Source organism: Rhodococcus sp. 14-2470-1a (genome assembly GCF_002259425.1).
GTDB lineage: Bacteria > Actinomycetota > Actinomycetes > Mycobacteriales > Mycobacteriaceae > Rhodococcoides > Rhodococcoides fascians_E.
Genome location: NZ_NPFZ01000024.1, coordinates 64,172 through 87,118 on the forward strand (window position 1 = coordinate 64,172; position 22,947 = coordinate 87,118).

Below are 22,947 nucleotides of genomic sequence, written 5' to 3' on the forward strand. Positions count from 1 at the left end.
CGCTGTCCGGGTTCGCCGTGGTGGCGTGCGCGATCCTGTTCGCGTCGTGCATGCAGGCGTCGATCGGATTCGGCATGGGAATGCTCGCGGCGCCGATCGTCGCGATCGTCGACCCGGGCCTCGTGCCCGGGACCCTGATCATGCTGGCGATTCTGGTCAGCACCATGGTGTTGATCAAGGAGGGAACGTCACTGGATCTCTCCGGCGCCAGCTGGGCGCTCGCCGGCCGGGTTCCCGGCACGATTCTCGGGGCGTTGCTGTTGGTGGCACTGCCGGAGCGTGGATTGGCGTTGATGCTCGCGGGTGTTGTTCTCCTCGGAATCGCGCTGACGTCGTTCGGATGGATTCCCCTGCCGCGCAGGCGGAATCTGATGGTGGCGGGAGCTGCTTCGGGCCTGCTGGGCACCGCCACGTCGATCGGCGGTCCGCCCATGGCGCTGGTGTGGCAGCGCAACACGGGTGCCAAGCTCCGCAGCACCATGAGCGCGTTCTTCCTCGTCGGATCCGTCATGTCGTTGGTCGCTCTCGCAGCCGCCGGGGCGGTGGACGGCCACACGGCCTGGCTGTTCGTTCTGCTCGCGCCGGCCACGATCCTCGGCTACGTACTGTCTCGTTTCGTCAACCGACTGATGGACCGGAGGCGGCTGAGATTGACCGCCATCGCGGTGTCGACCATCGGTGCTGTCGTCCTGATCGGACAGCAGCTCGTCACCCTGTGAGTGTCAACTACTCACCAACTGGGTAGTTACGGGACATGAGCGAACCCCGACACCGCGCCCTGATCGTCGGTGCCACCGGAATCTCCGGTCAAGCACTGTGCCGCGAGACCCTCGCGAAAGGCTGGACCACCTACGGGCTCAGCCGCAGCGGAAAGACCCCCGTCGACGGCGTCACGCCCGTGGCGGCCGACCTGCTCGACACCGCAAGCCTGACCGACGCTCTCGCCGAGGTGAACCCCGACATCGTCTTCTTCACGGCATGGATGAAGAAGGACTCCGAGAAAGAGAACATCGAGGTCAACTCGGCCACACTGCGTAACGTCCTCGACGTGCTCGGGCCGTCCGGAACGGTGAAACACGTCGCGCTGATGACCGGCCTCAAGCACTACCTCGGGCCGTTCGACGCCTACGGCGAAGCCGTGATGGCCGAGACCCCGTTCCACGAGTCGGAAGAGCGACTCGACACACCCAACTTCTACTACGCCCAGGAAGACGAATTGTTCGCCGGAGCGGACAAGTACGACTTCACGTGGAGTGTGCACCGTGCGCACACGATCTCCGGCTTCGCCGTCGGCAACGCGATGAACATGGTGCTCACCCTGTCCGTCTACGCCTCGATCTGCGCCGAGTCGGGCACCCCCTTCGTCTTTCCCGGGTCGGACACCCAGTGGAACGGCCTGACCGACCTCACCGACGCGGACCTGCTCGCCGAACAGATGGTGTGGGCATCGTCGAACGACAACGGTAGGAACGAAGCGTTCAACATCGCCAACGGCGACGTGTTCCGCTGGCGCTGGATGTGGCCGCAGTTCGCGGAGATGTTCGGTGTCGAGCCCGAAGGGTACGACGGCGAACCGCGCCCGCTCGAACCTCGGATGGCGGATGCCGCCGAGACGTGGGCACGTATCGCCGCGACGCACGACCTGGTCGAACCCGACGTCACGAAGCTCGCCTCCTGGTGGCACACCGACGGCGATCTCGGTCGCGACATGGAATGCCTCACCGACATGAACAAGTCCAAGAAGGCCGGATTCCTCGGCTTCCGATCTACACCCGACGGCATCGCATCGGTGGTGCAGCGCTACCGCGACGCCCGACTGATCCCCTGACCTACACCCCTTCGGTCAGGTCCCTGACTTCTGCGTACCGTGCGCGGATCGACGGCGTCGGATCGGCCTCGTAGGTGCGGGCGGGCGCCGACTCCCATTGCGGCGGCTCGGGAGTCTGCGCCAACGCCCATGCAGCTTGGCGGGCGGCGCCGTCGGCGACATATTCGCCCGGCTCCGGAACCACGACGGGCATACCGAGAATGGCAGGCGCCAGCTCACGCAGTGCTGCCGACTTGGCACCGCCGCCGACGAGCAGGACTCGCGTGGTCTCGATTCCGGCATCCCGGAGTGCGTCGATGCCGTCGGCGAGCCCGCACAGCAGGCCCTCGACGGCTGCGCGGGCCAGGTGACCCGGCGTCGAATTACCCAGGCGCAGACCGTGAACGGCCCCGGATGCGTCCGGCCGGTTGGGAGTCCGCTCGCCTTCGAGGTACGGAACGAGAACGAGGCCGTCACTCGGCGTCGCCAATGCGAGCCGGGACAGTTCTGCATGGTCGACGCCCAGCAGCGACGCCGTCGCGTCGAGCACTCTGGCTGCGTTCAACGTGCAGACCAACGGCAGCTGACGTCCGGTCGCGTCGGCGAAACCGGCGATGATTCCCGACGGGTCGGCCGCGGCGACGTCGGTCACCGCCGAGACGACACCCGACGTGCCGACCGATACCACCACGTCGCCTGGGCGAGCAGCCAATCCGAGTGCGGCTGCCGCATTGTCACCGGTACCGGGACCGATCACCGCACCGCCTGCCGTCTCGCCGATACGCTCGAACGGCGTTGCAACTCGGGGCAATCGGGGCGTCCGTCCGCGGAATCCCAGTTCCAGCAAATCGTGTCGGTACTGTCCGGTCGCCGCTGAGAAGTACCCGGTACCACTGGCGTCGCCGCGGTCCGTGGCGAGCGCGTCCAGACCCGGGGCGCCGGCAAGCTGCCAACTCAGCCAGTCGTGCGGAAGACACACCGCTGCAGTGCGATCTGCGTTCTCCGGTTCGTTGTCCGCAAGCCACCGAAGCTTCGTCACCGTGATCGACGCCAGCGGAACCACGCCGACCGCGTCGGCCCACCCCTGCGCGCCCAACTCGTTCACCAGGTCGGCACCCGACGGCGCCGACCGTGTGTCGTTCCACAGAAGGGCAGGCCGAACGACGTCGCCCGACGAGTCCAGACAGACCATCCCGTGCTGCTGAGCGCCGACGGACACGGCGTCGACGTCCTCCAGTCCACCCGCGTCGGCGACAGCGGTGTCGAGCGCCTTCTTCCATTCGGCCGGGTCGATTTCGGTTCCGGACGGGTGCGACGCCCGCCCACTACGAACGAGCTCTCCCGAATCCGCATCGCGTACAAAGACTTTGCACGATTGAGTGGACGAGTCGATACCTGCGACGAGAGCCAAGATCGAAGATCCTTCCAGCGCGAGAAACGGTTCAGTCGACTCTACCGGCCCGGACGAACGACACAGCCGATTCCGTAGGTAGGAGTTCTCGACACTCGCGAAACTGGGATACCTTCGTCAGCTATGCGTGACACCGAGGACTCCGAGGCCTTTCGTCTGACCGTGGCGAAGGCCGCACTCGACCTGTTCTCCGTCCGCGGATACGACGCCACCTCGGTGGACGACATCGCCGAGGCGTCGGGCATCTCGCGTCGTACGTTCTTCCGTCAGTTCAAAGGCAAGGACGACGTCATCTTCGTCGACCACGAGATCCTCCTCGCTCAGGCCGCCGCGTTCCTCGACGCCGAACACGACGATCCCTGGGTTGCCGTCTGCGACGCCGCCCAGCTCGTCTTCGATCGTTTCACCGACTGGAAGGAGTACGCCCGACTCCGCTACCAGGTGGTTCACCAGAATCCGGCGCTCCGCGACCGAGAGATCGTGACCGTGTTCAAGTACGAGCGATTGTTCGTCGACTACCTGCGCAGCGCCGCCCCCGACCACTCGCACCTCGAAACGATCCAGTTCTGCGCGACGGTCACAGCCACCCACAACTACGTACTCCGGCGCATGATTCGCGACGGCATCGACACCGCGCCCGGCGACCTGCGCGCCGCCTTGAGCACGGTGCGCGAGGGATACGGGTCCTCGGCAAGAGGGGCAGGCACCGACTCTGCCGACTCCGAGGGCCGATCCGACGACGTCGTGGTGGCCGTGTTCCGGCGGGGAACATCGACCGAGGCCGTCGTCGACGCACTCGGGGAGCACCTGGACGGGTGACATCTCGGCTTGTCGGGCGAGCGGAACCTGGCACCCAGTGCCAGGAAACCTTGCTCGAATGTCCAAGTCTGCCGTAGTCTCGACTCATACGTGGCACTGAGTGCCTACCGATCTATGCCGTAGGAGTTGCACCATGGCCGGTAATCCGGACTTCGACCTCTTCCGCCTTCCGGAGGAGCACGACGAGCTGCGCGCAGCCATCCGCGCGCTGTCCGAGAAGGAAATCGCCCCGCACGCGAAGGCGGTCGACGAGGATTCTCGCTTCCCGGAGGAGGCGCTGACGGCTCTCAACAACTCCGGCTTCAACGCCATCCACGTCCCCGAGGAATACGAAGGCCAGGGAGCGGACTCGGTTGCCACCTGCATTGTTATCGAAGAGGTCGCCCGCGTCTGCGGTTCCTCGTCGCTGATCCCCGCAGTGAACAAGCTCGGCACCATGGGCCTGATCCTCAACGGCTCCGACGAGCTGAAGAGGCAGGTCCTGCCGTCGCTCGCCGGCGGCGCCATGGCGTCCTACGCCCTGTCCGAGCGTGAGGCGGGTTCCGACGCCGCCAGCATGCGGACTCGCGCCGCAGCCGACGGTGACGACTGGATCCTCAACGGATCGAAGTGTTGGATCACCAACGGCGGCAAGTCCGACTGGTACACGGTCATGGCCGTCACCGACCCCGACAAGGGTGCCAACGGCATCAGCTCGTTCATCGTGCACAAGGACGACGAGGGCTTCGTCGTCGGCCCGAAGGAGAAGAAGCTCGGCATCAAGGGCTCGCCGACGGCGGAGCTCTACTTCGAGAACTGCAAGATCCCCGGCGACCGCATCATCGGCGAGCCCGGCACCGGCTTCAAGACTGCGCTGCAGACTCTCGATCACACGCGTCCCACGATCGGCGCTCAGGCTGTCGGCCTCGCACAGGGCGCACTCGACGCTGCGATCGAATACACGAAGGACCGCAAGCAGTTCGGCCAGTCCATCTCGAGCTTCCAGGCCGTGCAGTTCATGCTGGCCGACATGGCGATGAAGGTCGAAGCAGCGCGCCTCATGGTCTACACCTCGGCTGCCCGCGCCGAGCGCGGCGAGAAGAACCTCGGATTCATCTCCGCCGCATCGAAGTGCTTCGCGTCCGACGTCGCGATGGAGGTCACCACCGACGCCGTTCAGCTGTTCGGCGGCGCCGGATACACCACCGACTTCCCGGTCGAACGCATGATGCGCGACGCCAAGATCACGCAGATCTACGAGGGCACCAACCAGATCCAGCGTGTCGTCATGTCCCGGGCGCTGCTGAAATGAGCACCATCGAACTGGTAGGAGTCATCGGCGGCGGCACCATGGGTGCCGGTATCGCCGAGGTCGCTGCGCGTGCGGGCTCGTCGGTCATCGTTCTCGAGACCAGCCAGGCAGCCGCCGACGCAGCCGAGGCACGCCTGGACAAGTCCTTCGCTCGCGCAGTCAAATCCGGACGCATCGAGGCCGACGCAGCCGAGAAAGCCCGTGCGGCAATCTCGTTGACGCTGGACATCGAGGACTTCGCGGACCGTGACCTGGTCGTCGAAGCCGCACCGGAGATCGAGTCGCTCAAGCTGGAGCTGTTCGGCAAGCTCGATTCCATCGTCAAGCCCGAGGGCATCCTCGCGACCAACACGTCGTCGATCCCGGTCATCAAGATGGCGAACGCCACGAAGCGGCCGGGCCAGGTCGTCGGCGTGCACTTCTTCAATCCCGTTCCGGTGCTCCCGCTCGTGGAGATCGTCGTGAGCCTGGTGACCAGCGAAGACACCGTCGCCGCCGTGACCGAGTACGCGGGGAACACGCTGGGCAAGAAGACGATCCGCTCCGGAGACCGGGCCGGGTTCATCGTCAACGCTCTGCTCATCCCGTACCTGGTGTCCGCGATCAGGATGTTCGAATCCGGCTTCGCCAGCGCCGAGGACATCGACGAGGGCATGGTCAACGGGTGCGCCCACCCGATGGGACCCTTGCGCCTGACCGATACGGTCGGTCTCGACGTCACCCTGGCCGTCGCGGAATCGCTGTACGCAGAGTTCGGCGAGACCCACTACGCACCGCCTCCGCTGCTTCGACGCAAGGTCGAAGCCGGGCAGCTCGGCCGCAAGACCGGTCAAGGCTTCTACACCTACTGATCCACCGCTCCAACGGGGCATGACTGCGCCATGGCAACGCTCAGACGGTTGCTGTGGCGCAGTCATGCGTTTGCGACGCATGACTGCAGGGAAAGCAGCGGGAGTACTGAATCGAGACACCGGTTCGCATTCACACTCCACGTTTGGGAGACGCATTCACCGTGACGGACCAATACACATTCACCGATCCTGTGACGCAGTACCGTCAGGAGGGGTACCCCGAGCAGCATCAGGATCCGCCGGGTCTGGCCTCGGATCTGGAACCGAAGGCCGATCACGGCGAGGACACCTACCGTGGCACGAACAGGCTGGCGGGACGCAAAGCCCTTGTCACCGGTGCCGATTCGGGCATCGGACGCGCTGCGGCCATTGCCATCGCGCGTGAGGGCGCGGATGTCGTGCTCAACTATCTGCCGTCCGAGGAGAAGGATGCGCAGGAAGTCGCGCAGCTGATTCGCGACGCCGGACGCACTGCAGTACTCGCGCCTGCCGATCTGACCGACGAGCAGGGTGCCCGCGGGATAGTCCGGACAGCCGTCGAGGAACTGGGTGGGCTGGACCTGCTCGTCACGGTGGCCGGGAAGCAGCAGTTCGTCGAGGATCTGGCCGACCTGACCTCCGAGCAGTTCGATGCGACGTTCAAGACCAACGTCTACGCACTGTTCTGGACCATTCAGGAGGCTGTTCCGCACATGCCGCCGGGATCGACCATCGTCAACACCAGTTCCATCCAGGCGTACACCCCCTCGCCCGGCCTGGTGGATTACGCCACGACCAAGATGGCCATCAACACGATGAGCAAGGCCCTCGCGCAGCAGTTGGCGCCCAAGGGAATTCGAGTGAACGTTGTGGCGCCGGGCCCGTTCTGGACGCCGTTGCAGGCGTCGGGCGGGCAGCCGACGTCGGCTCTGCCGGAGTTCGGCAAGGAGACCCCGATCGGCCGCGCCGGTCAGCCCGCCGAACTCGCTGGGGCCTACGTCTACCTGTCGTCCGCGGAATCGGGCTACGTGACGGGTGAGACCCTCAACGTCAACGGCGGAATGCCGACGCCGTAGAGCGGAGGGGAGGTCTGCCGGGTAGGCAGACCTCCCACGGCCGCTAGTCCTTCGGGCCGCCGGCGGCGTAGACGACCTGACCGGAGATGAATCCTGCGCCCTCGCTCACGAAGAACGACGCGAGGTGTGCGATGTCGTCGGGGTTGCCGACTCGGTTGACCGGAATCTGTGACGCTGCAGCGGCTTTGAAGTCCTCGAACGGCACGCCGACGCGTTCGGCCGTGGCAGCCGTCATCTCGGTCTCGATGAAACCGGGAGCGATGGCGTTGGCGGTGACGCCGAACTTGCCGAGCTCGATGGCCAGGGTCTTGGTGAACCCTTGCATGCCTGCCTTGGCGGCCGAATAGTTGGCCTGCCCGCGGTTACCGAGAGCGGAGGTACTGGACAGGTTGACGATGCGACCCCACTTCGCGTCGATCATGTGCTTCTGAACTGCACGGGTCATCAGGAACGAACCACGCAGGTGCACGCCCAGTACGGAGTCCCAGTCCTCGACGGTCATCTTGAACAGCAGGTTGTCGCGCGTGATTCCGGCGTTGTTGATCAGCACGGTCGGTGCGCCGAACTCGGTGGCGATGCGGTCCACCGCGGTCTTGACCGACTCCTCGTCGGCGACGTTCGCACCGATGGCAACAGCCTGCCCGCCCGCAGACTGGATCGCTCCGACGGTATCGGAACATGCTGCCTCGTCGAGGTCGACGACGGCGACGCCGAATCCGTCCTTGGCCAGGCGTTTCGCTACCGCCGCGCCGATTCCCCGTGCTGCTCCGGTCACCACTGCGGTCTTGACTGCATCACTCACGTGCGTCTCCCTGAAGTTGCGATGGATGAAACCTCTGTCACCTGTTCTACCAACAACCGAGTGACCGCTCAGTAAGCGGCCACCGCGCCGTCGAGGGCCTGCTGCATACCGTCGGACACGGTGCGCGTGATGTGCAACGGCTTCTCCGGCAGATCGGTGATCGGAGTGTCGATGTACACGCTCGCCGATTTGAGCTTCTGCGGGTCGCCGTAGCTCAGCCCGATGCAGATCAGAACCGGCTCGACGCCGAGCGCACGAACGCGCGAGACGATGTGGCCGATGCCGCTGCCCACCTTCTGCACCTTCGTCGGATCCTCGAGGTTGCAGGTTCCTTCGGGGAAGATCGCCAAGTCGTCACCGCGTCGCACCCGCTCGGCACTGACGTCCATCATGCGGTTGCCTGCCGCGCTGACGGCCCGCATTCCGTGATTCTTGCCGCGGAACACCGGTATTCCGCCCATCATGTCGATCCGCCTGCGCTGCTTGGGTTCCTGGAACAGCTCGTCCTTGGCCAGCACCCGTGTCCGTCCGATGACCGGGCGCAGCGGCGACGCCCATGCCGTCGCGGCGACGGTGTACGGGTCCGTCTCCGACAGGTGGTTGACGGCAATGATCAGGCGCGTGTCGTCGTAGACGAGGCGACGCAGTTCCTCCCGCGCGCCCTCGGGGTAGCTCACGCGCGGCTTGAAGCGCCTGGCCAGCGTTGCGTAGGCCAATCTCGCGACCTGACGGTTCTGCTGGTGGCGCAGATAGAAGTCGTAAACAGTGGTGTCGTTCTCCAGAATTACCGCGGGTCGATCCATGGAGGGAAGCTTAGCTACCCGAAGATCGGAAACCGACGCTTCGTCGCGAGGTCGTCCATTCCGCTCTGGATGAGCGCGCGCACTTCCTCGTATTTCGCGTCGACGTAGTCCTCGTCCTCGCACCGCGTCGGGTCGTGGTCGACGGTGATCGCCGGCATGAACCTGGTGCGGATCTTCGCCGGAAGCGGAATCTGAGGGAGCGCCGCGGGGGCGATGATCCACGGCAGAGACAGTGCTATCGGGAACACCTTGAGCCGTGCGATCCGGTCGAGTCCCAGCACTCGCGCGAGCCTGTCACCTCGAACGAGCACGGGCATCGCGTCGGCCCCGCCGACCGTCGCGACCGGGACGATCGGAACGCCCATGCGGATCGCCATCTTGACGAAACCCGTTCGCCCGCCGAGGGTTGCGACATCGCGTTCGCTCCACGGCCGCAGCGAGTCCACTTCGCCGCCCGGCCAGACGATGACGTCGCGGCCCTCGGCCAGTGCGGTCGCCATGGAGTCCGGGGCGGCCGGAAGCACACCCATCGCGCGAAACACCGTTCCGATGACGGGGAACGCCATCAGCGCGTCGTGCGCTGTGCCGTGCAGAGTCCGCTTCTCGCCGAAGCGTCGCCACCACTGGGCACCGACAGTCCACGCGTCCCACACGAACGGTGCTCCGGTGTGGACTCCGACGACGAGCACCGGAGGGTCGGGGATGTTGTCCCATCCGTCGATCTCCATCCGGAACCATTTGTCGGTGACGAACCGCCAGAACCGCACCTGCCGATCCATCGCAGCCGTGTTCTGGTCGTCCAGGTCCCAGTCCCCCGCCCGTTCGGCGACGTATCCCCCCAATCCCCCTTCTTGCCGGTCGCGGCGGTGCTTCATCTTCACCCGTGCCGCCGCGGCCTGCCGCTGAGCTTGCTCCTGCAGTTCCTCACTCCGGTGATCTGCATCACTCATACCCGAACCGTACTCCACCTCGTCAAGAACTAATGTCCGTACAAAACACGGATCGGGAGGTTTTACCGATGGCCATCGCATGGGCGTCGAATCCCTACGCCGAGCACGTGGTCGTCGTGACCGGCGGTGGCTCGGGTATCGGCCGAGCCGTCGCTGTCGCGTTCCTGGAACAGGGTGCGACGGTGTGCGTCCTCGGCAGGTCCGACGCCACACTGCGGGAGACCGTCGACGACTGGGAAGACCGAGCATCGGCGTGGGTCGTCGACGTGACGCAACGCGACGAAGTCGACCGCGTCGTGGCGAACATCGTTGCGCGACAGGGCCGAATCGACGTCGTCGTCAACAACGCGGGACTCAGCGAACCCACGGTCATCGACGACTTCGACCACTCGGCGTGGGACCGGATGCGGGCGGTGAATCTCGACGCGCTCATCCACGTCGCCCGAGCCACGGTTCCCCACCTCGAACGATCGGGAGGCAACTTGATCGCGATGTCGTCGGTCGCCGGCCTGGGCGGCGACTGGGGCCAGTTCGCGTACAACGCGACGAAGGGCGGCGTGAACACCTTGGTGCAGAGCCTCGCTCTGGATCTGGGACGACGTGGGATCAGGGTGAACGCCATCGCCCCCGCGTTCACGGCGACCCAACAGACGAAGTCCCGCCTCGACGACCCCACATTCCGCGGCGCACTGATGGACCGCATCGCCCTCGACCGCGTCGGCGAGCCGGAAGACATTGCGCGCGTGGCACTCTTCCTCGCCTCACCCGACGCCGCCTACATGACGGGCGTGATCGTCCCGGTCGACGGCGGCACCACTGCATCCGTCGGGACTCCCCGGCCGCCGGCCTGACGATCGACTCGTCCGCAATCGAGCACAGGTTGTGTGAACGATCTCCCAGCGGGTATCTCAGGCCCAGGCAACCCGAAGGGACTACTCGTCATGGCCAAGAACAAGACCGCGCCCGGTCCGCGTTGGATCAAGACCGCAGAGAACCGCACCGGAATCATCCTGGTGATGTCCGGCATCGTCGCTGCCGCGTTGTTCATCACCGCACTCGCAGGTGGCTTCGAGGGATGGGTATGGATCGCCGGTATCGCAACGATCGTGCTGGTGGCGTCCGGCGTCCTTCTACTACGCGCCGGCGCGAAGCGCGCCACGGCGGCTCGGCCCGTCCTCTACCATCCCGACTCTCCCGACGTGGTGCTCGACATCGATCCCGACACCGGTGAACGGACACCGCACAAGGACTGATTCACCCGAACGATCCACAGCGCCGTCCGCGAACCGCGGATGGCGTTGTGTGCTGTGTGCTGTGTGCTGTGTCCGGATGTCCCATCCACCGCCTCGGCGAAACGGTCGAAAGTGGCGGGCGATATTGTCTTAACATTCGCACATGGACTGGTGTAGTCTTCAAGCACCATAGTGACACAGCACACATGACGGCCTCACACCCGACCGTCCCGAACCGAAGAAGGACACAACCAATGTCCGCATCCACCACGCCTGACCTGACTCCCGCACTCGCCCAGCGAGTACATCGGCATCACGTCGTCATCATCGGCTCCGGGTTCGGCGGTCTCTTCGCGGCGAAACAACTGCGCAAGGCCAACGTCGACGTCACGCTGATCGCGAAGACCACACACCACCTCTTCCAGCCACTGCTGTACCAGGTGGCCACCGGCATCCTCTCCGAAGGAGAGATCGCCCCCTCGACCCGCATGATCCTCAAGGACCAGCACAACGCCTCGGTCATCCTCGGCGAGGTCAACGCCATCGACCTCGAGAAGCGAGTCGTCACCTCCCAGTTCCTCGAGCGCATCACCGAAACCAGCTACGACAGCATCATCGTCGCCGCAGGCGCCGGCCAGTCCTACTTCGGCAACGACCACTTCGCCGAATACGCACCGGGCATGAAAACCATCGACGACGCCCTCGAGCTCCGCGGCCGCATCCTCGGAGCGTTCGATCAGGCCGAACTCGCCACGGACCCGGCCGAGATCGAGAAGCTGCTGACCTTCGTCGTCGTCGGCGCCGGACCTACCGGCGTCGAAATGGCAGGCCAGATCGCCGAACTCGCGAACAAGACCCTCGACGGCACCTTCCGGCACATCGACTCGCGATCAGCGAAGATCATCCTGCTCGACGCCGCACCCAAGGTTCTGCCCCCGTTCGCCGACTCCCTCGGTCAGGCGGCCGCGAAACGGCTCACCACGATGGGCGTCGACATCCAGCTCGGCGCGATGGTCACCGAGGTCGACGCGGGCGGCTTGACCGTCAAGGACAGTGACGGAACCGTCCGACGCATCGCCTCGCGAACCAAGGTCTGGTCTGCGGGTGTCGCCGCGAGCCCACTCGGCAAGACCCTCGCCGCACAGTCGGGCGCCGAGATCGACCGCGCAGGCCGCGTCCTGGTGAACAAGGACCTCACCCTCCCCGGCCACCCCGAAGTATTCGTCGTCGGCGACATGATGGCACTGGACAAGCTCCCCGGCGTCGCACAGGTCGCGATCCAGGGCGGCCGCTACGCGGCACGCGTGATCGAAGACGGCGTCGAAGCAGTGCGCGCGGGCAAGCAGATACCCGAGCGCAAGGACTTCAAGTATTTCGACAAGGGCTCGATGGCGACGGTGTCCCGCTTCTCCGCCCTCGCGCAGGTCGGCCCCATCAAGATCACCGGCTTCATCGCCTGGATCATGTGGCTGCTGGTGCACCTGCTCTACATCGTCGGCTTCCGCAGCCGCCTCACCACCGTGATCTCCTGGCTGACCGCGTTCTTCTCCCGCGGACGAGGCCAGCTGGCGATGACCGAGCAGCAAGTCGACGCCAGGCGCGCGATGTTCTACTTCACCGCACCGGAAACCCCAGGAAGCGACGCCCCGGTCACTGCACCGGAGCCAGAATCCGCCACGCGCCCACTGCAAGACAGCCGGACGTAACCAGCAGGAACAGGCCCACCCAGACGATTCCCGGTAGGAACGTCAGGCGAGCCAACTGATCGGCGTCGGAATCGCGTGCCCGTCCTCGACTGCGTGAGCGTTGCAGTTCGAGGACGGGCCGTGGTCCGGCGATCAGCAAGAACAGGGTGATGAAGTACGCGGCGGCCACCTGCTGCTCGCCGGTTCCCCACCAGGACACCGCGAACAGCGCCGCACCGACCACGACCAACGACAACGCTCCGTAGACGTTGCGGATCATCGACAGCATCAGTGCGATCGAGACGATTCCGATCCACAGCACCGCCGACGCGCGCTGCGTGCCCAGTACGAACGCCGCCCCGAGGCCGAGCAGCGACGGCCCGACATATCCCGCGAAGGTCATCGCGATGACCCCGAGGCCCGTCGGCTTGCCCTTCGAAATCGCGACGCCCGACGTATCCGAGTGCAATCGCAGTCCCACCAGTTGCCTGCCGGTGATCAGAGCAACGAACAGATGAGCACCCTCGTGGGCGATCGTCACGACATTGCGCGCAACCCTCCACGTCTGCGGAATCAACACGATCGCCAGAGCGACCAGCGCTGCCACTTGGACGATCCAGACGGGTGGATCAGGACTCACCGCGGAAATGCGGTCCCAGAATTCGGTCACTCTTCATTATGGCCGTGGGCCGGGCCATCGCTACCGCACGGGCACTCAGCCCTGAAGAGCAACCAGCACGATTGCCAGAACTTCCGGAGAGTACGGAACAGAGGAATGATCCACTGGTTCGTTCAGGGTGATGTTCCGAACGGTTGCACCGGGTCCTGCAGTGAGGAACGTCGACTCCCACGGGGTGACGGTTGTGTCGCCGGTAGAGGCGACGACCGTGTAGTCGACGCCCGGTTCGGTGTCGCCACCTGCGTCGAGCGCCTCGAGGAACGGTGATCCTCGCGTCTGATCCACTGCAGCCTGGCCGAGGACGGCGCCGAGGTTCGGGTCGGGCGCCAGGTCCGTTCGGCTACCGAGGGTGGTCCCGTGATTGGAACCCGAAAGACTCACCACCGAACCTACTTTGGGCGCTCCGTCGCCGAACCGGAGATACTGTCGAGCCACCAGTGCACCCTGCGAATGACCGACGATGTCGACTTTCTCTGCCCCGGTCCGTTCCATGACACCGTCGACGAAGACGCTCAGCTCGTGTGCGGACCGGGCCACAGAAGCGACTCCACGTCGCTGCAGAAGTCCGGCCGCGCTCGTCGCCTCCTCCCCGTAGTTCAGAGCGAACACGCAGTAGCCCTGCGCCTTCAGTGCCGGTGACAACGACGCGAAGGTTCCGTACGCAGTGCTGTACGTGCCGTGAACCAGCACAACGGGTTCCGGATGTTCCTCGGACGGAACGCAGCCGAAGTCGTTGGACCCCGCCGGTGCGGCGTCGGGATGCAGCTGGGCGTACAGCAACGCTTCGTTCCGCGTCGACGCCTCGGGTCCGACACCGACGGTCTCCGTCGTAACGTCCGGAGAAGGGGCCGCTCCCGAGATCCCGGCAGTGCCCGCGCCGAACACGAACGCCAGAACGACGATCGCCGACGCTCCGATGCGGGTCCCTCCACTCATGTTCGTGCTCACACCGGCCGCAGCAGCGATCGACGCCGAGGCGGGAGTGGCTCGGGAGTCTTGTCCGCGAGCAGTTTCAGCGCGCGCCTGATGTCGAGCCGGGTCTGCGACGGTTCGATGACGGCATCGATGTACCCACGCTCGGCAGCGGTGTACGGCGTCGCGACGTACTCGTTGTAGAAATCGATGAAGTCCTGACGCACCCGCGGGCCGTCCTCGCCCGCTGCCTCGATTTCCCGGCGCTTCAGCAACCCGACGGCACCCTCGGCACCCATGACCGCGATCCGTGCCGTCGGCCAGGCGAAGTTCAGATCGGCACCGAGGTTCTTCGAACCCATGACTGCGTACCCGCCTCCGTAGGCTTTTCGGATGACGACGGTCACTTTCGGTACGGTCGATTCGATCACTGCGGCAAGCAGTTTGGCGCCCCGATAGATGACGCCGGCTCGCTCCTGTTCCAAGCCGGGCAGATAGCCGGGGATGTCGACGAGGAACACGATCGGGATGGCGTAGGCGTCGCAGATGTAGATGAAGCGCGCTGCCTTCTCCGAACTGGCGATGTCCAGTGCTCCACTGAGATACGTCGGTTGGTTCGCGACGACGCCGACGGTTCTGCCGTCCACTCGGGTGAACGCAGTGATGACGTTGGGTGCGTACAGCGCACCGACCTCGAGAAACTCGCCGTCGTCGAAGACCTTCATCATGACGTCGTGCATGTCGTAAGCGGTGTTGTCCGATTCCGGCAGAAAGGAATCGAGGCTCAGATCCGATTCCGTCACAGTCGGTTCCAGACCGGGGTTCACGACGGGTGCGCCCTCGTGGCAGTTGCTCGGCAGGTAGCCCAGGAGCGTCTTCACCCACACGAACGCGTCGGCCTCGGAATCGGCGACGTGATGCACCGTGCCGTAGCTGGCCTGCTTCCTCGCGCCACCGAGGTCTTCCGCCGAGATATCCTCCCCGGTGACCGCTTTCAGAACGTCCGGTCCGGTGACGAACATGTACGACTGGTCCTGGACTGCGACGACGAAGTCGGTGCACGCCGGCGAATACGCGGCACCACCAGCACACTTGCCGAGCATGATGGAGATCTGCGGAGCCAATCCGGACAGCAACCGCTGGCGGCGCCCGATCTCGGAGTAGAAAGCCAACGACGTGACGGCGTCCTGCACCCGGGCGCCACCGGAATCGTTGATACCGATGATCGGACACGCCGTCTTCGCGGCCAACTCCATCATCGCAACGACCTTGCGGCCGAACATCTCTCCGAGCGAGCCACCGAACACGGTGTTGTCGTGCGAATACACGACAACAGGCCTGCCCCCGACAGTTCCGCGGCCGGTGACGACGCCGTCGCCGTACGGATTCTTCGGGCTGCCCGGAGCCCGCATCAACGCGCCGTACTCGATGAAACTGCCCGGGTCGAGGAGCGCGTCGATGCGATCTCGGGGACCGGGTAAACCGGCAGCGGCTCTCTTGGCGATCGCCCTCTCGCTACCTGGACTGTGCGCCCGGTCGAGTTTCTCGGCGAGGCTGGACAGTTTCTCGGCTGTCGTGTTCAGTGCGAACTCCCGTGTTCGGTACGGCCCCAGGGTGCACGCGTGCGGGGGATCAGGACGCCTTCTGTGCCTTCTCCGCCTTGGCCGCATCACGAGCCAGCGAACGGTCGCGCATCTCCTCGAACTTCGTCGCCTGCTTCTCGAGGTCGTCGAGGAACACAGCGAGTTCCTCACGCTTGTTCTCGCCCTCGCCGGTGAAGTCCTCGCGCTCGAACACTCGCCACTTGCGCAGTACCGGCCACACGACCTCTTCGAGGTGCTGGCGCAGGTCGTAGATGCCGTGCTTGGCCATCAACACACCGTTGCGGCGGAAGTTCGGCATCCCAGCGCCGGGCATCTGGAAGTTCGTCACGATGTCCGACACCGCGTTCAACGTCTGATCCGGCGCGATGTCCATCGCGGCGCCGCAGATGTTCCGGTAGAAGATCATGTGCAGGTTCTCGTCCGCCGCGATGCGCTGCAGCATGCGGTCGGCAATGGGGTCCTCGCAGACCTTGCCGGTGTTGCGATGCGACACGCGCGTCGCCAGCTCCTGGAACGTCACGTAGGACACCGAATGCAGCAGCCCCGTGTGCGAACCGGCGGGAGAGGCGAACCCGTTGGTCATGTGGATCATGCGAGCCTCTTCGAGCGCGACGGGATCCACGCCTCGGCTGACGACCAGGTAGTCACGCATGACGATGCCGTGACGGTTCTCCTCGGCGGTCCACCGGCCGACCCAGGTACCCCAGGCGCCGTCCTGCGAGAAGTTCTCGGCGATCTCGCGGTGATACGACGGCAGATTGTCCTCGGTGAGCAAGTTGGTGACCATCGCGGCCTGGGCCACGTCCGACAGCCTGCTCTGCTCCGGGTCGTAGTCGACGCCGCCCAACTCCGCGAAATTGCGGCCCTCGTCCCACGGCACGTAATCGTGGGGATGCCACTCCTTCGCCATCGACAGATGCCGGTTCACGTTGTCTTCCGCAACCGGAACCAGCTCCTGCAGCAGCTCCAGCTGTGTCAGTTCCCTGACCATGGACATGCCTCCTCGAATCGAATACCTACGAGAGCGTAGGTGTGCTCGACCGGTCGAAACGTCAGCTGCCGGAAATTCTGTTAGATGTAGCAAGCCTGCCCGTGGGGACTTTGGGCAGGCTCACACCGTCGTGCCGGCGCCACCCGACACCGACACCCCGTCTGCGCGACTTGGCACCCTTTTTATCGACCTGCCACGCCTGTTCAGCTTTGAACGAGTATGCGGAGTTCGTAAAAAGGGTGGCAGGTGCCCCGCCGGGTCATTCCGCAGGCTCCACTCCCAGCCAACCCCGGGTCATTCCGCAGGCTCCACTCCCAGCCCCCCCCGGGTCATTCCGCAGGCTCCACTCCCAGCCTCAGCGGGAGGATTCGGCCCATCGCCCCCATCTCCGAACCCAAGCCCTGGGGATCGGCCACGCTGGCGAGGCCGACGTCGAGACTGCCCGACCACTCGCGCGCCACCTGAGCGTCGAGCGCGCTCAGCCGCGCGAGCAGCGGTGGGTGTTGATCCGGCGGGCATGCGGCCCTCAGGGTTTCGAACAACGACCGGAGTCGACGCTGCACCTGGGTCGAACCGCGGCTGAAGTGTCGGATCTCGTCGGTAGCGACCGCGACGTAATCACCCCATGTCCGACGCGTTCCTCGGACGCGGGTGAGCGCAGAGTCCTCGGCTTCTGCGTGCACTCGCGGTGCGAGTGTCATCAGCAGGTCCTCCAGGTGATCCATTGCCTGTACCGCACGTCCTGGGTCGTTGATGGCTGGGGACAAGGCTTTCAACGCGATGTCGACGATGGCCTGCAGGGAGGCAGCAGGGCTGACCGTCGGGCTGTGCGTGTCTCCGAAGACGAGGGCCGCCATGAGCTTGTGCGGACGAACCCGCAGTTGCGGTCCTTCGACGCGGAACAGGACGGCGTCCTGGGCGACGAATTCGCCGATGGTCGGCATCAGCTGCACGGTCACTCCCCAGGACGATGCCATGCGTTGGATGCCGGCCAGGTTCACCGCCAGCAGCACTCGTCCGTCCGGTGAGAGTTGCGTCAACCTCACCGTCGACGTCTCCTCGGGCGAGGACGCTCCATCGTCCGGCTCCGGCACCACTGCACTGTTTGCCGATGTCGTCGGGGCTGATTCCCTGACTGCCGGATACATTCGAACGATCGAGGTTCTGCCCTGGGCAGCGAGCCAGCGCAGTAACCGGGACGAGTTCAGGATCATCCCGACCCGGGCCACCAGCCCGATGAACAGGAACGCACTGACGAACGACAGCAGAATCGCGATCGACGTCGACAGTACCGGCGACGACGACTGACCGGACAGCGCGATGTCCGAGGCGATGACGATGGCGAACACGAAGGTGGACAGGAACATTCCGATGGACCATCGCATGATGGCTTCCTGTTGAAGCATCGGAACCACACGCACCGAGATCTGTGACGCGCCGAACTGCATGGCCAGGGTTATGGCCGTGAACACCAGACCGGTGAGGGTGATCATTCCTCCCGCGATGACGGCCAGAAGTGTTGCCGTCGCACCGATGTCGAGACTCGAATCGACCGTGACGTTTCCGTCGCTGCCCGCGAGTTCGGCGTCGACGACGACGAGAACGAGTGCGAGGATCAGAAAGAACAGCACCAGCAGGGTCGGAAGGCGCCACACCGGAGGCCTGCGCAGACGTCGGCGCGTGCTGCGCCACCGGATCGTCGCCAACACTCGGTTCGGCAACGGGGGTTTCGGCGCCTGGGGCGTCGCCGCGACAGGCAGTTCCTGCACCGGGGCGATGTCCACCGGGGCGATGTTCACCGGGACTCCGAAGCGGCCGGACAGTGCCTCCTGCACAACGATCTTCGCGTGGATCATCGGCTCACGGAATCGCTTCTCACGCGACCACGCTTTGGCTTGTTTGCTCGGCTTGTCCGCGTACCTCCACCGCGCCCAGGGAGAACCCGGCCGCCCGAGCCTCGACGCGCCGACGATCAACAACGGCACGAAGAACAACCCGACGAGTCCCGTCCACAGTTTGCCCTTGAGCAACGTGACCGCGGCGAGCGCCAACTGGAACGCGAGCCCGCCGAGCACGAGAGCGAGCGTGACCAACGAACGATCCTGCTGATAGGCGTCGAAGTCGCCGGCGAAACCGATCGGATGCACCCCCAGCAGGTACAGCCCGGTGATGGCGACCGCAACGAAGACCGCGTCGATCGACGCTCGACCTTCCTCCGCCCAGTACACGTCACGCAGATGCAGGATCAGTGCGAACTCGTCGAGCATCAACGCGCTACCGACGCCGAAGACGCTCGCGAGGATGCAGTTGGCGACCGGGGTGTGGTAGTTCGCGATCGCGACCAGCGAAAAACCCGAGATCAGCACCATGATCAGCCCGAACATCACGTGGTGGATGTGCATCCCACCCGGGGTGACGTTGCCCGGCCACCAGGAGACCTCGGCCCGGATCATGCGAACGCTGAAGCGGATGAACAGGAAGGCCAGCAGAAACGACACGAGCAGGAAGAACAGCGGTAATCGACCGTTGTCGACGATCGTCTCGGTGAACCACCTGCTCATGGCCAGCCAGCCTATAGCCGGGCAGGTGAACTACGTGGTGAGAGCTAGAAAACCCACCCGCGGAGGGCGAGAAAGCGGAGAGCGCCGGTGGCTGCGCTCACGGCGACGACCGCGACTATCTGGACCAGAGCGGACGAGCCGGGGAACAGCACGTGCACCGCGGCGAGTGCGGCAGTACCGAGTGCCAACCCGACGAGCGCGAGGCCGCCTGCTTCCCACTGAGTCTGGAACCAGCCGACACGCTCCGCGGCGTGGAAGGTGTGGCGACGATGCAGTTCGTTGGCCAACACGGTGCTGGCGGCGATACCGACGATGTTGGCGACGAACGACCCGAACGTCGCGAGAGCCACGAACAGCGCGGCATACAGCGCATTGCTGGACGCGCCGACGACAACGAATCTGACGAATTGCGCGGTGGCCGATTCACCGAGAAACCTGGCCTTGAGCCGCGGCCCGCAGGTATCGACTCCGGTATGCGTGTCGACCCTGCTGCTCATGAATCCATACAACCGCAGACCTACGACATTCAGTCCCGCACTATGGCCTATGTCACCGTAGAAGGGCCCGAATTACTTGGAACGGGTGTTCTTCTCCGCCTTGGCGCGCTTGCCACGCGTGAGATCGAAGTTGAACAGATCAGGCTTCACGGACGCCAGGAACAGCATCGCGCACCCGAAAACAACCAAGACGATCGTCAGAACGACCACGACGATTCCGATGAACGCGCCGATACTTTCCATAACTGCCTACCTCCCGTGTCGCCCCTTACCGTACTGGGCAGCCGAAGTGCGGGTCGAATCCACCCCGAATCGGACATCCGTGACCGACGCTGTGCCACCCTCTCACCCTTCTCCACCCAGTTCGGCGGCTCGCGCGATGGCGCGTCGAATCCGGAAGTACGTGCCGCAGCGGCACACGTTCTCGATGCGGTCGATGTCCTCGTCGGTCGGCTCGGGAGTACGACGAAGCAGAGCGACCGCGGCCATGATCTGCCCCGGCTGGCAGTAGCCGCACTGGGCCACGTCTTCGTCCAGCCATGCCTGCTGAACCGGATGCAGGCGGTCGCCGTCGGCCAGACCTTCGATGGTGGTGACCTCGCGGCCCTCGGCCTCGGCCAGCGGCGTGACACACGGCAGGATCTCCTCGCCGTCGAGGTGGCTCGTGCAGGCGTGGCACACCCCGATGCCGCACCCGTACTTCGGTCCCCTGATGCCCAGCTTGTCCCGCAGCGCCCACAGCAACGCAAGATCGCCCGGGGCATCGACGGACACCGGTCGACCGTTCACCACGAAGTCGGTCATGAGCGAGAGTCCGTCATACAGGTGCACCTTCCGTGGCAGCGGTAGTCATCGGGGGAACGGTTCGAAGTCGACGGCGAACCGCAGAGGAAACGATGTTGTTTCCCGTCCGGTGGCCTTCTCGTAGGCGTTCGCGACGGCCCCGACGGCGGGAGGCACCCCCAGCTCGCCTGCACCTCCTGGCTCGCCGCCACCGTCGACGACGACGACCTGAACGTCCAGCGGCGAATCCCGCTGCCTGGCGTAGTGGAACTGCGAGAAGCTGCCCTCCAACGGAAGCCCGGCCTCGATGTGCAGGCCCGCGGACAGTGTCGTCGAGATGGCGTCGGTGAGCCCACCGAGCATCTGCGCCTCCAATCCGAGCGGATTGATCACCGTACCCACGTCCACAGCGATCACCGCACGCCGGACGCGTGGCCGCTCCGGATCCACCGCATCGATCTCCACCACGACCGCCGCGCACGACCGGTACTCGGCATGGAACCCGATTCCCCGAGCCACTCCTGCGGGTAGTGGGTCACCCCACCCGCTGGAGGACGCGGCGGCGTCGAGCACCGCTCTGTGGCGTGGATCCTCGAGGTGTGCGCGACGGAACTCGACCGGGTCGATGCCCAGTCGCGCCGCGACCCGGTCGACGACGATTTCCGCGGCGCCTCGACTGGTGGCGGAGAACACCGATCGCCAACTGCCGGTGTTCATCGGCAGGTCCACTTCACGCAGTGACTCCTGCACCCCGCCGAATCGGTAGGGGGTGACCACGGTCCGCGCGTACACCGACCGTCCCGATCCACCGCTTCCGGCGGTCAACGCCTCACCGAACCCGTGCGAGAAGTCCGTTGCAACAGAAGCGATTCGATGATCGAACGACGATACCGTCCGACCGTCGGTGCGGACGGCGAACCTGTGATGGGACGCCGCACGGGCCCGGCCGTGACGCATGTCGTCGACCCTCGTCCACATCAACCGAACCGGCCTGCCCATGGCCTTCGAGATTCGAGCGGCCTCCAACGGCGCGTCGAAGAACAGTCTGCGACCGAACGATCCACCCCCGGAAACCACGTGCACGGTCACACTCGACACGGGCAGGCCGAGCGCGCGGGCGATGGTCTGCTTCGCGATGATCGGTGTCTGCATCGAGGCCCAGACCTCGGCCGAATCCGAACGCACATCTGCTACAGCAGAATTGGTTTCCATCGGCGCGTGCGACACGAACGCGAAATCGAAACGGGCCTCGAGATCACCTGCCGTGTCGAACGGTTCGACGGCGCCGTGCAGCCGAGCTCGGATGGACTCGTCGTTCTCGTCGTCGACGGTGCCTGCCGTCCACGTGACCTGCGCCGCCGCGGCGGCGTCGATGGCCTGGCCGAAGGTCTCGGCCATGATCGCGACACCCGTCGGGATCACGGCGACGTCGACCACACCGGGAAGTCCTCGCAGGTTCGCTTCGTCGACGCCGTCCACGCGGGCGCCGATCGTCGGGGGACGCTTGACGACAACGGGAAGTGCGCCCGGCACGTCGAGGTCGAGAGCGTACTCGTGCGCGCCCGTCACCATGGCGCGTGCGTCGAGCCTGCCTGTCCCGGCGAGACTCTTCTGCGGCTTGGGCGGACCGGAGACGACACGCAGCAACGGGTCGGCGGCGGCCACGGCAACGGATCCGATCCCCATCGACCGACCGTCCCGAGCGGTGAGAACACCCTCGCGTAGCGAAATCGCGTCGGGAAGCACCGTCCACGCCGCCGCGGCCGCCGCGATCAGACGTGCCCGCACACCCGCTGCCGCATGACGCACCGGCCAGTACATCGAGCGGATCGAGTTGGAACTACCGGTCATCTGGCCGAACAGCAGTTCGGGACGGGCATCGGCAAGGGTCGCGCGCACGGCCGAAACGGGTACGTCGAGCTCGTCGGCGACGAGCATCGCCAGCGACGTCGTCAGACCCTGCCCCACCTCGGCGCGAGGAAGGACAAGACCGACGGTGCCGTCGGCGCGTACATCCAGAACGACCAGCAGATGCTCCGTCGGCTTGCCCGCCGCGATGAAGACGTCACCCAGATCCATGCTGTCACCGAGACCCGTCGCATCCTGGGCCGAGGCGGACGGCGACACCGCAACGGTGAGCGTCGGAGCGATGAGCAGAGTCGTCAGAAACGCTCGCCTACTCCACACCGACTCCCCCTTCTCGTCACGCATGCC

Annotated in this window: 22 protein-coding genes; 9 read left to right on the forward strand and 13 right to left on the reverse strand. The window is 65.3% G+C overall.

The features are described 5' to 3' along the window. Positions 1–2 precede the first annotated feature (2 nt). Together CH292_RS11675 and CH292_RS11680 are read left to right on the forward strand one after the other, a co-directional pair. The gene (locus CH292_RS11675) at positions 3–719 is read left to right on the forward strand and encodes a sulfite exporter TauE/SafE family protein (protein WP_170947496.1); all 717 of its coding nucleotides are present in this window, start codon (positions 3–5) and stop codon (positions 717–719) included. A 35-nt stretch (positions 720–754) separates the two neighbouring features. Next, complete coding sequence (locus CH292_RS11680; RefSeq protein WP_037184070.1) at positions 755–1,828, forward strand: SDR family oxidoreductase; 1,074 nt, start codon at positions 755–757, stop codon at positions 1,826–1,828. 1 nt (position 1,829) lies between these two features. On the opposite strand, the gene xylB is transcribed toward CH292_RS11680, so the two are convergent. Beyond that, complete coding sequence (xylB, locus tag CH292_RS11685; RefSeq protein WP_094654804.1) at positions 1,830–3,218, reverse strand: xylulokinase; 1,389 nt, start codon at positions 3,216–3,218, stop codon at positions 1,830–1,832. 123 nt (positions 3,219–3,341) lie between these two features. On the opposite strand from xylB, the gene CH292_RS11690 reads away from it, so the two are divergent. The 4 genes from CH292_RS11690 (at position 3,342) to CH292_RS11705 (ending at position 7,234) form a co-directional block, all read left to right on the forward strand. Next, positions 3,342–4,037: a TetR family transcriptional regulator gene (locus CH292_RS11690; protein ID WP_020112381.1), complete on the forward strand. Its 696-nt coding sequence runs from the start codon at positions 3,342–3,344 to the stop codon at positions 4,035–4,037. Between the two features lie 133 nt (positions 4,038–4,170). Next, a complete protein-coding gene (locus tag CH292_RS11695) occupies positions 4,171–5,328 on the forward strand; it encodes an acyl-CoA dehydrogenase (protein WP_094626600.1) in 1,158 nt (385 codons plus the stop codon). Between the two features lie 5 nt (positions 5,329–5,333). Further along, entirely contained in the window at positions 5,334–6,179 is an 846-nt protein-coding gene (locus CH292_RS11700) for a 3-hydroxybutyryl-CoA dehydrogenase (protein WP_026348093.1), read from the forward strand. Between the two features lie 143 nt (positions 6,180–6,322). Further along, positions 6,323–7,234 carry an SDR family oxidoreductase gene (locus tag CH292_RS11705; protein ID WP_020112382.1) on the forward strand — a complete coding sequence of 304 codons (912 nt, stop codon included), beginning with the start codon at positions 6,323–6,325 and terminating at the stop codon, positions 7,232–7,234. A gap of 43 nt (positions 7,235–7,277) precedes the next feature. Here CH292_RS11705 and fabG read toward each other — a convergent pair whose 3' ends face one another. The 3 genes from fabG to CH292_RS11720 form a co-directional block, all read right to left on the reverse strand. Next, entirely contained in the window at positions 7,278–8,036 is a 759-nt protein-coding gene (gene fabG, locus CH292_RS11710) for a 3-oxoacyl-ACP reductase FabG (RefSeq protein ID WP_019666871.1), read from the reverse strand. A 68-nt stretch (positions 8,037–8,104) separates the two neighbouring features. Beyond that, the gene (locus CH292_RS11715; protein WP_019666872.1) at positions 8,105–8,839 is read right to left on the reverse strand and encodes a 1-acyl-sn-glycerol-3-phosphate acyltransferase; all 735 of its coding nucleotides are present in this window, start codon (positions 8,837–8,839) and stop codon (positions 8,105–8,107) included. A gap of 14 nt (positions 8,840–8,853) precedes the next feature. Next, positions 8,854–9,789, reverse strand: a complete 936-nt coding sequence (locus CH292_RS11720; protein WP_033190333.1) for a lysophospholipid acyltransferase family protein — start codon at positions 9,787–9,789, stop codon at positions 8,854–8,856. 68 nt (positions 9,790–9,857) lie between these two features. On the opposite strand from CH292_RS11720, the gene CH292_RS11725 reads away from it, so the two are divergent. The 3 genes from CH292_RS11725 to CH292_RS11735 all read left to right on the forward strand — a co-directional run bounded on the left by CH292_RS11725 (position 9,858) and on the right by CH292_RS11735 (position 12,727). After that, positions 9,858–10,640, forward strand: coding sequence for an SDR family NAD(P)-dependent oxidoreductase (locus CH292_RS11725; RefSeq protein ID WP_094654805.1), 783 nt, complete (start codon positions 9,858–9,860; stop codon positions 10,638–10,640). A gap of 90 nt (positions 10,641–10,730) precedes the next feature. Further along, positions 10,731–11,042, forward strand: a complete 312-nt coding sequence (locus tag CH292_RS11730; RefSeq protein ID WP_230594019.1) for a hypothetical protein — start codon at positions 10,731–10,733, stop codon at positions 11,040–11,042. Between the two features lie 233 nt (positions 11,043–11,275). After that, the gene (locus CH292_RS11735; protein WP_094654806.1) at positions 11,276–12,727 is read left to right on the forward strand and encodes an NAD(P)/FAD-dependent oxidoreductase; all 1,452 of its coding nucleotides are present in this window, start codon (positions 11,276–11,278) and stop codon (positions 12,725–12,727) included. Here the strand turns inward: CH292_RS11735 and CH292_RS11740 are convergent. The 9 genes from CH292_RS11740 to CH292_RS11775 form a co-directional block, all read right to left on the reverse strand. Further along, the gene (locus CH292_RS11740) at positions 12,672–13,376 is read right to left on the reverse strand and encodes a M50 family metallopeptidase (protein WP_019666877.1); all 705 of its coding nucleotides are present in this window, start codon (positions 13,374–13,376) and stop codon (positions 12,672–12,674) included. The genes CH292_RS11735 and CH292_RS11740 overlap by 56 nt on opposite strands. A gap of 45 nt (positions 13,377–13,421) precedes the next feature. Beyond that, complete coding sequence (locus tag CH292_RS11745; RefSeq protein WP_256978054.1) at positions 13,422–14,321, reverse strand: triacylglycerol lipase; 900 nt, start codon at positions 14,319–14,321, stop codon at positions 13,422–13,424. Between the two features lie 8 nt (positions 14,322–14,329). Continuing rightward, positions 14,330–15,880 (reverse strand): acyl-CoA carboxylase subunit beta, encoded by a 1,551-nt coding sequence (locus tag CH292_RS11750; protein ID WP_179277963.1) that lies wholly within the window; start codon positions 15,878–15,880, stop codon positions 14,330–14,332. Positions 15,881–15,929: 49 nt separating this feature from the next. Continuing rightward, complete coding sequence (locus CH292_RS11755) at positions 15,930–16,892, reverse strand: acyl-ACP desaturase (protein WP_026348097.1); 963 nt, start codon at positions 16,890–16,892, stop codon at positions 15,930–15,932. A gap of 329 nt (positions 16,893–17,221) precedes the next feature. Next, positions 17,222–19,453: a DUF2254 family protein gene (locus CH292_RS11760; protein ID WP_094654808.1), complete on the reverse strand. Its 2,232-nt coding sequence runs from the start codon at positions 19,451–19,453 to the stop codon at positions 17,222–17,224. A gap of 44 nt (positions 19,454–19,497) precedes the next feature. Continuing rightward, a complete protein-coding gene (locus CH292_RS11765; RefSeq protein ID WP_019666882.1) occupies positions 19,498–19,950 on the reverse strand; it encodes a GtrA family protein in 453 nt (150 codons plus the stop codon). A 72-nt stretch (positions 19,951–20,022) separates the two neighbouring features. Beyond that, entirely contained in the window at positions 20,023–20,193 is a 171-nt protein-coding gene (locus CH292_RS28890; protein ID WP_019666883.1) for a hypothetical protein, read from the reverse strand. Between the two features lie 102 nt (positions 20,194–20,295). After that, positions 20,296–20,754, reverse strand: a complete 459-nt coding sequence (locus CH292_RS11770; RefSeq protein WP_026348098.1) for a (2Fe-2S)-binding protein — start codon at positions 20,752–20,754, stop codon at positions 20,296–20,298. A 45-nt stretch (positions 20,755–20,799) separates the two neighbouring features. After that, entirely contained in the window at positions 20,800–22,944 is a 2,145-nt protein-coding gene (locus CH292_RS11775) for a molybdopterin cofactor-binding domain-containing protein (RefSeq protein WP_094654809.1), read from the reverse strand. Positions 22,945–22,947: the final 3 nt, after the last annotated feature.

What these genes read in the sequence shown, in the direction of transcription:
- CH292_RS11680 (WP_037184070.1), top strand. Translation starts at nt 755, where the DNA reads ATGAGCGAACCCCGACACCGCGCCCTGATCGTCGGTGCCACCGGAATC.
- CH292_RS11690 (WP_020112381.1), top strand. Translation starts at nt 3,342, where the DNA reads ATGCGTGACACCGAGGACTCCGAGGCCTTTCGTCTGACCGTGGCGAAG.
- CH292_RS11695 (WP_094626600.1), top strand. Translation starts at nt 4,171, where the DNA reads ATGGCCGGTAATCCGGACTTCGACCTCTTCCGCCTTCCGGAGGAGCAC.
- CH292_RS11715 (WP_019666872.1), bottom strand. Translation starts at nt 8,839, where the DNA reads ATGGATCGACCCGCGGTAATTCTGGAGAACGACACCACTGTTTACGAC.
- CH292_RS11720 (WP_033190333.1), bottom strand. Translation starts at nt 9,789, where the DNA reads ATGAGTGATGCAGATCACCGGAGTGAGGAACTGCAGGAGCAAGCTCAG.
- CH292_RS11725 (WP_094654805.1), top strand. Translation starts at nt 9,858, where the DNA reads ATGGCCATCGCATGGGCGTCGAATCCCTACGCCGAGCACGTGGTCGTC.
- CH292_RS11730 (WP_230594019.1), top strand. Translation starts at nt 10,731, where the DNA reads ATGGCCAAGAACAAGACCGCGCCCGGTCCGCGTTGGATCAAGACCGCA.
- CH292_RS11735 (WP_094654806.1), top strand. Translation starts at nt 11,276, where the DNA reads ATGTCCGCATCCACCACGCCTGACCTGACTCCCGCACTCGCCCAGCGA.
- CH292_RS11745 (WP_256978054.1), bottom strand. Translation starts at nt 14,321, where the DNA reads ATGAGTGGAGGGACCCGCATCGGAGCGTCGGCGATCGTCGTTCTGGCG.
- CH292_RS11755 (WP_026348097.1), bottom strand. Translation starts at nt 16,892, where the DNA reads ATGGTCAGGGAACTGACACAGCTGGAGCTGCTGCAGGAGCTGGTTCCG.
- CH292_RS11760 (WP_094654808.1), bottom strand. Translation starts at nt 19,453, where the DNA reads ATGAGCAGGTGGTTCACCGAGACGATCGTCGACAACGGTCGATTACCG.
- CH292_RS11765 (WP_019666882.1), bottom strand. Translation starts at nt 19,950, where the DNA reads ATGAGCAGCAGGGTCGACACGCATACCGGAGTCGATACCTGCGGGCCG.
- CH292_RS28890 (WP_019666883.1), bottom strand. Translation starts at nt 20,193, where the DNA reads ATGGAAAGTATCGGCGCGTTCATCGGAATCGTCGTGGTCGTTCTGACG.
- CH292_RS11770 (WP_026348098.1), bottom strand. Translation starts at nt 20,754, where the DNA reads ATGACCGACTTCGTGGTGAACGGTCGACCGGTGTCCGTCGATGCCCCG.
- CH292_RS11775 (WP_094654809.1), bottom strand. Translation starts at nt 22,944, where the DNA reads ATGCGTGACGAGAAGGGGGAGTCGGTGTGGAGTAGGCGAGCGTTTCTG.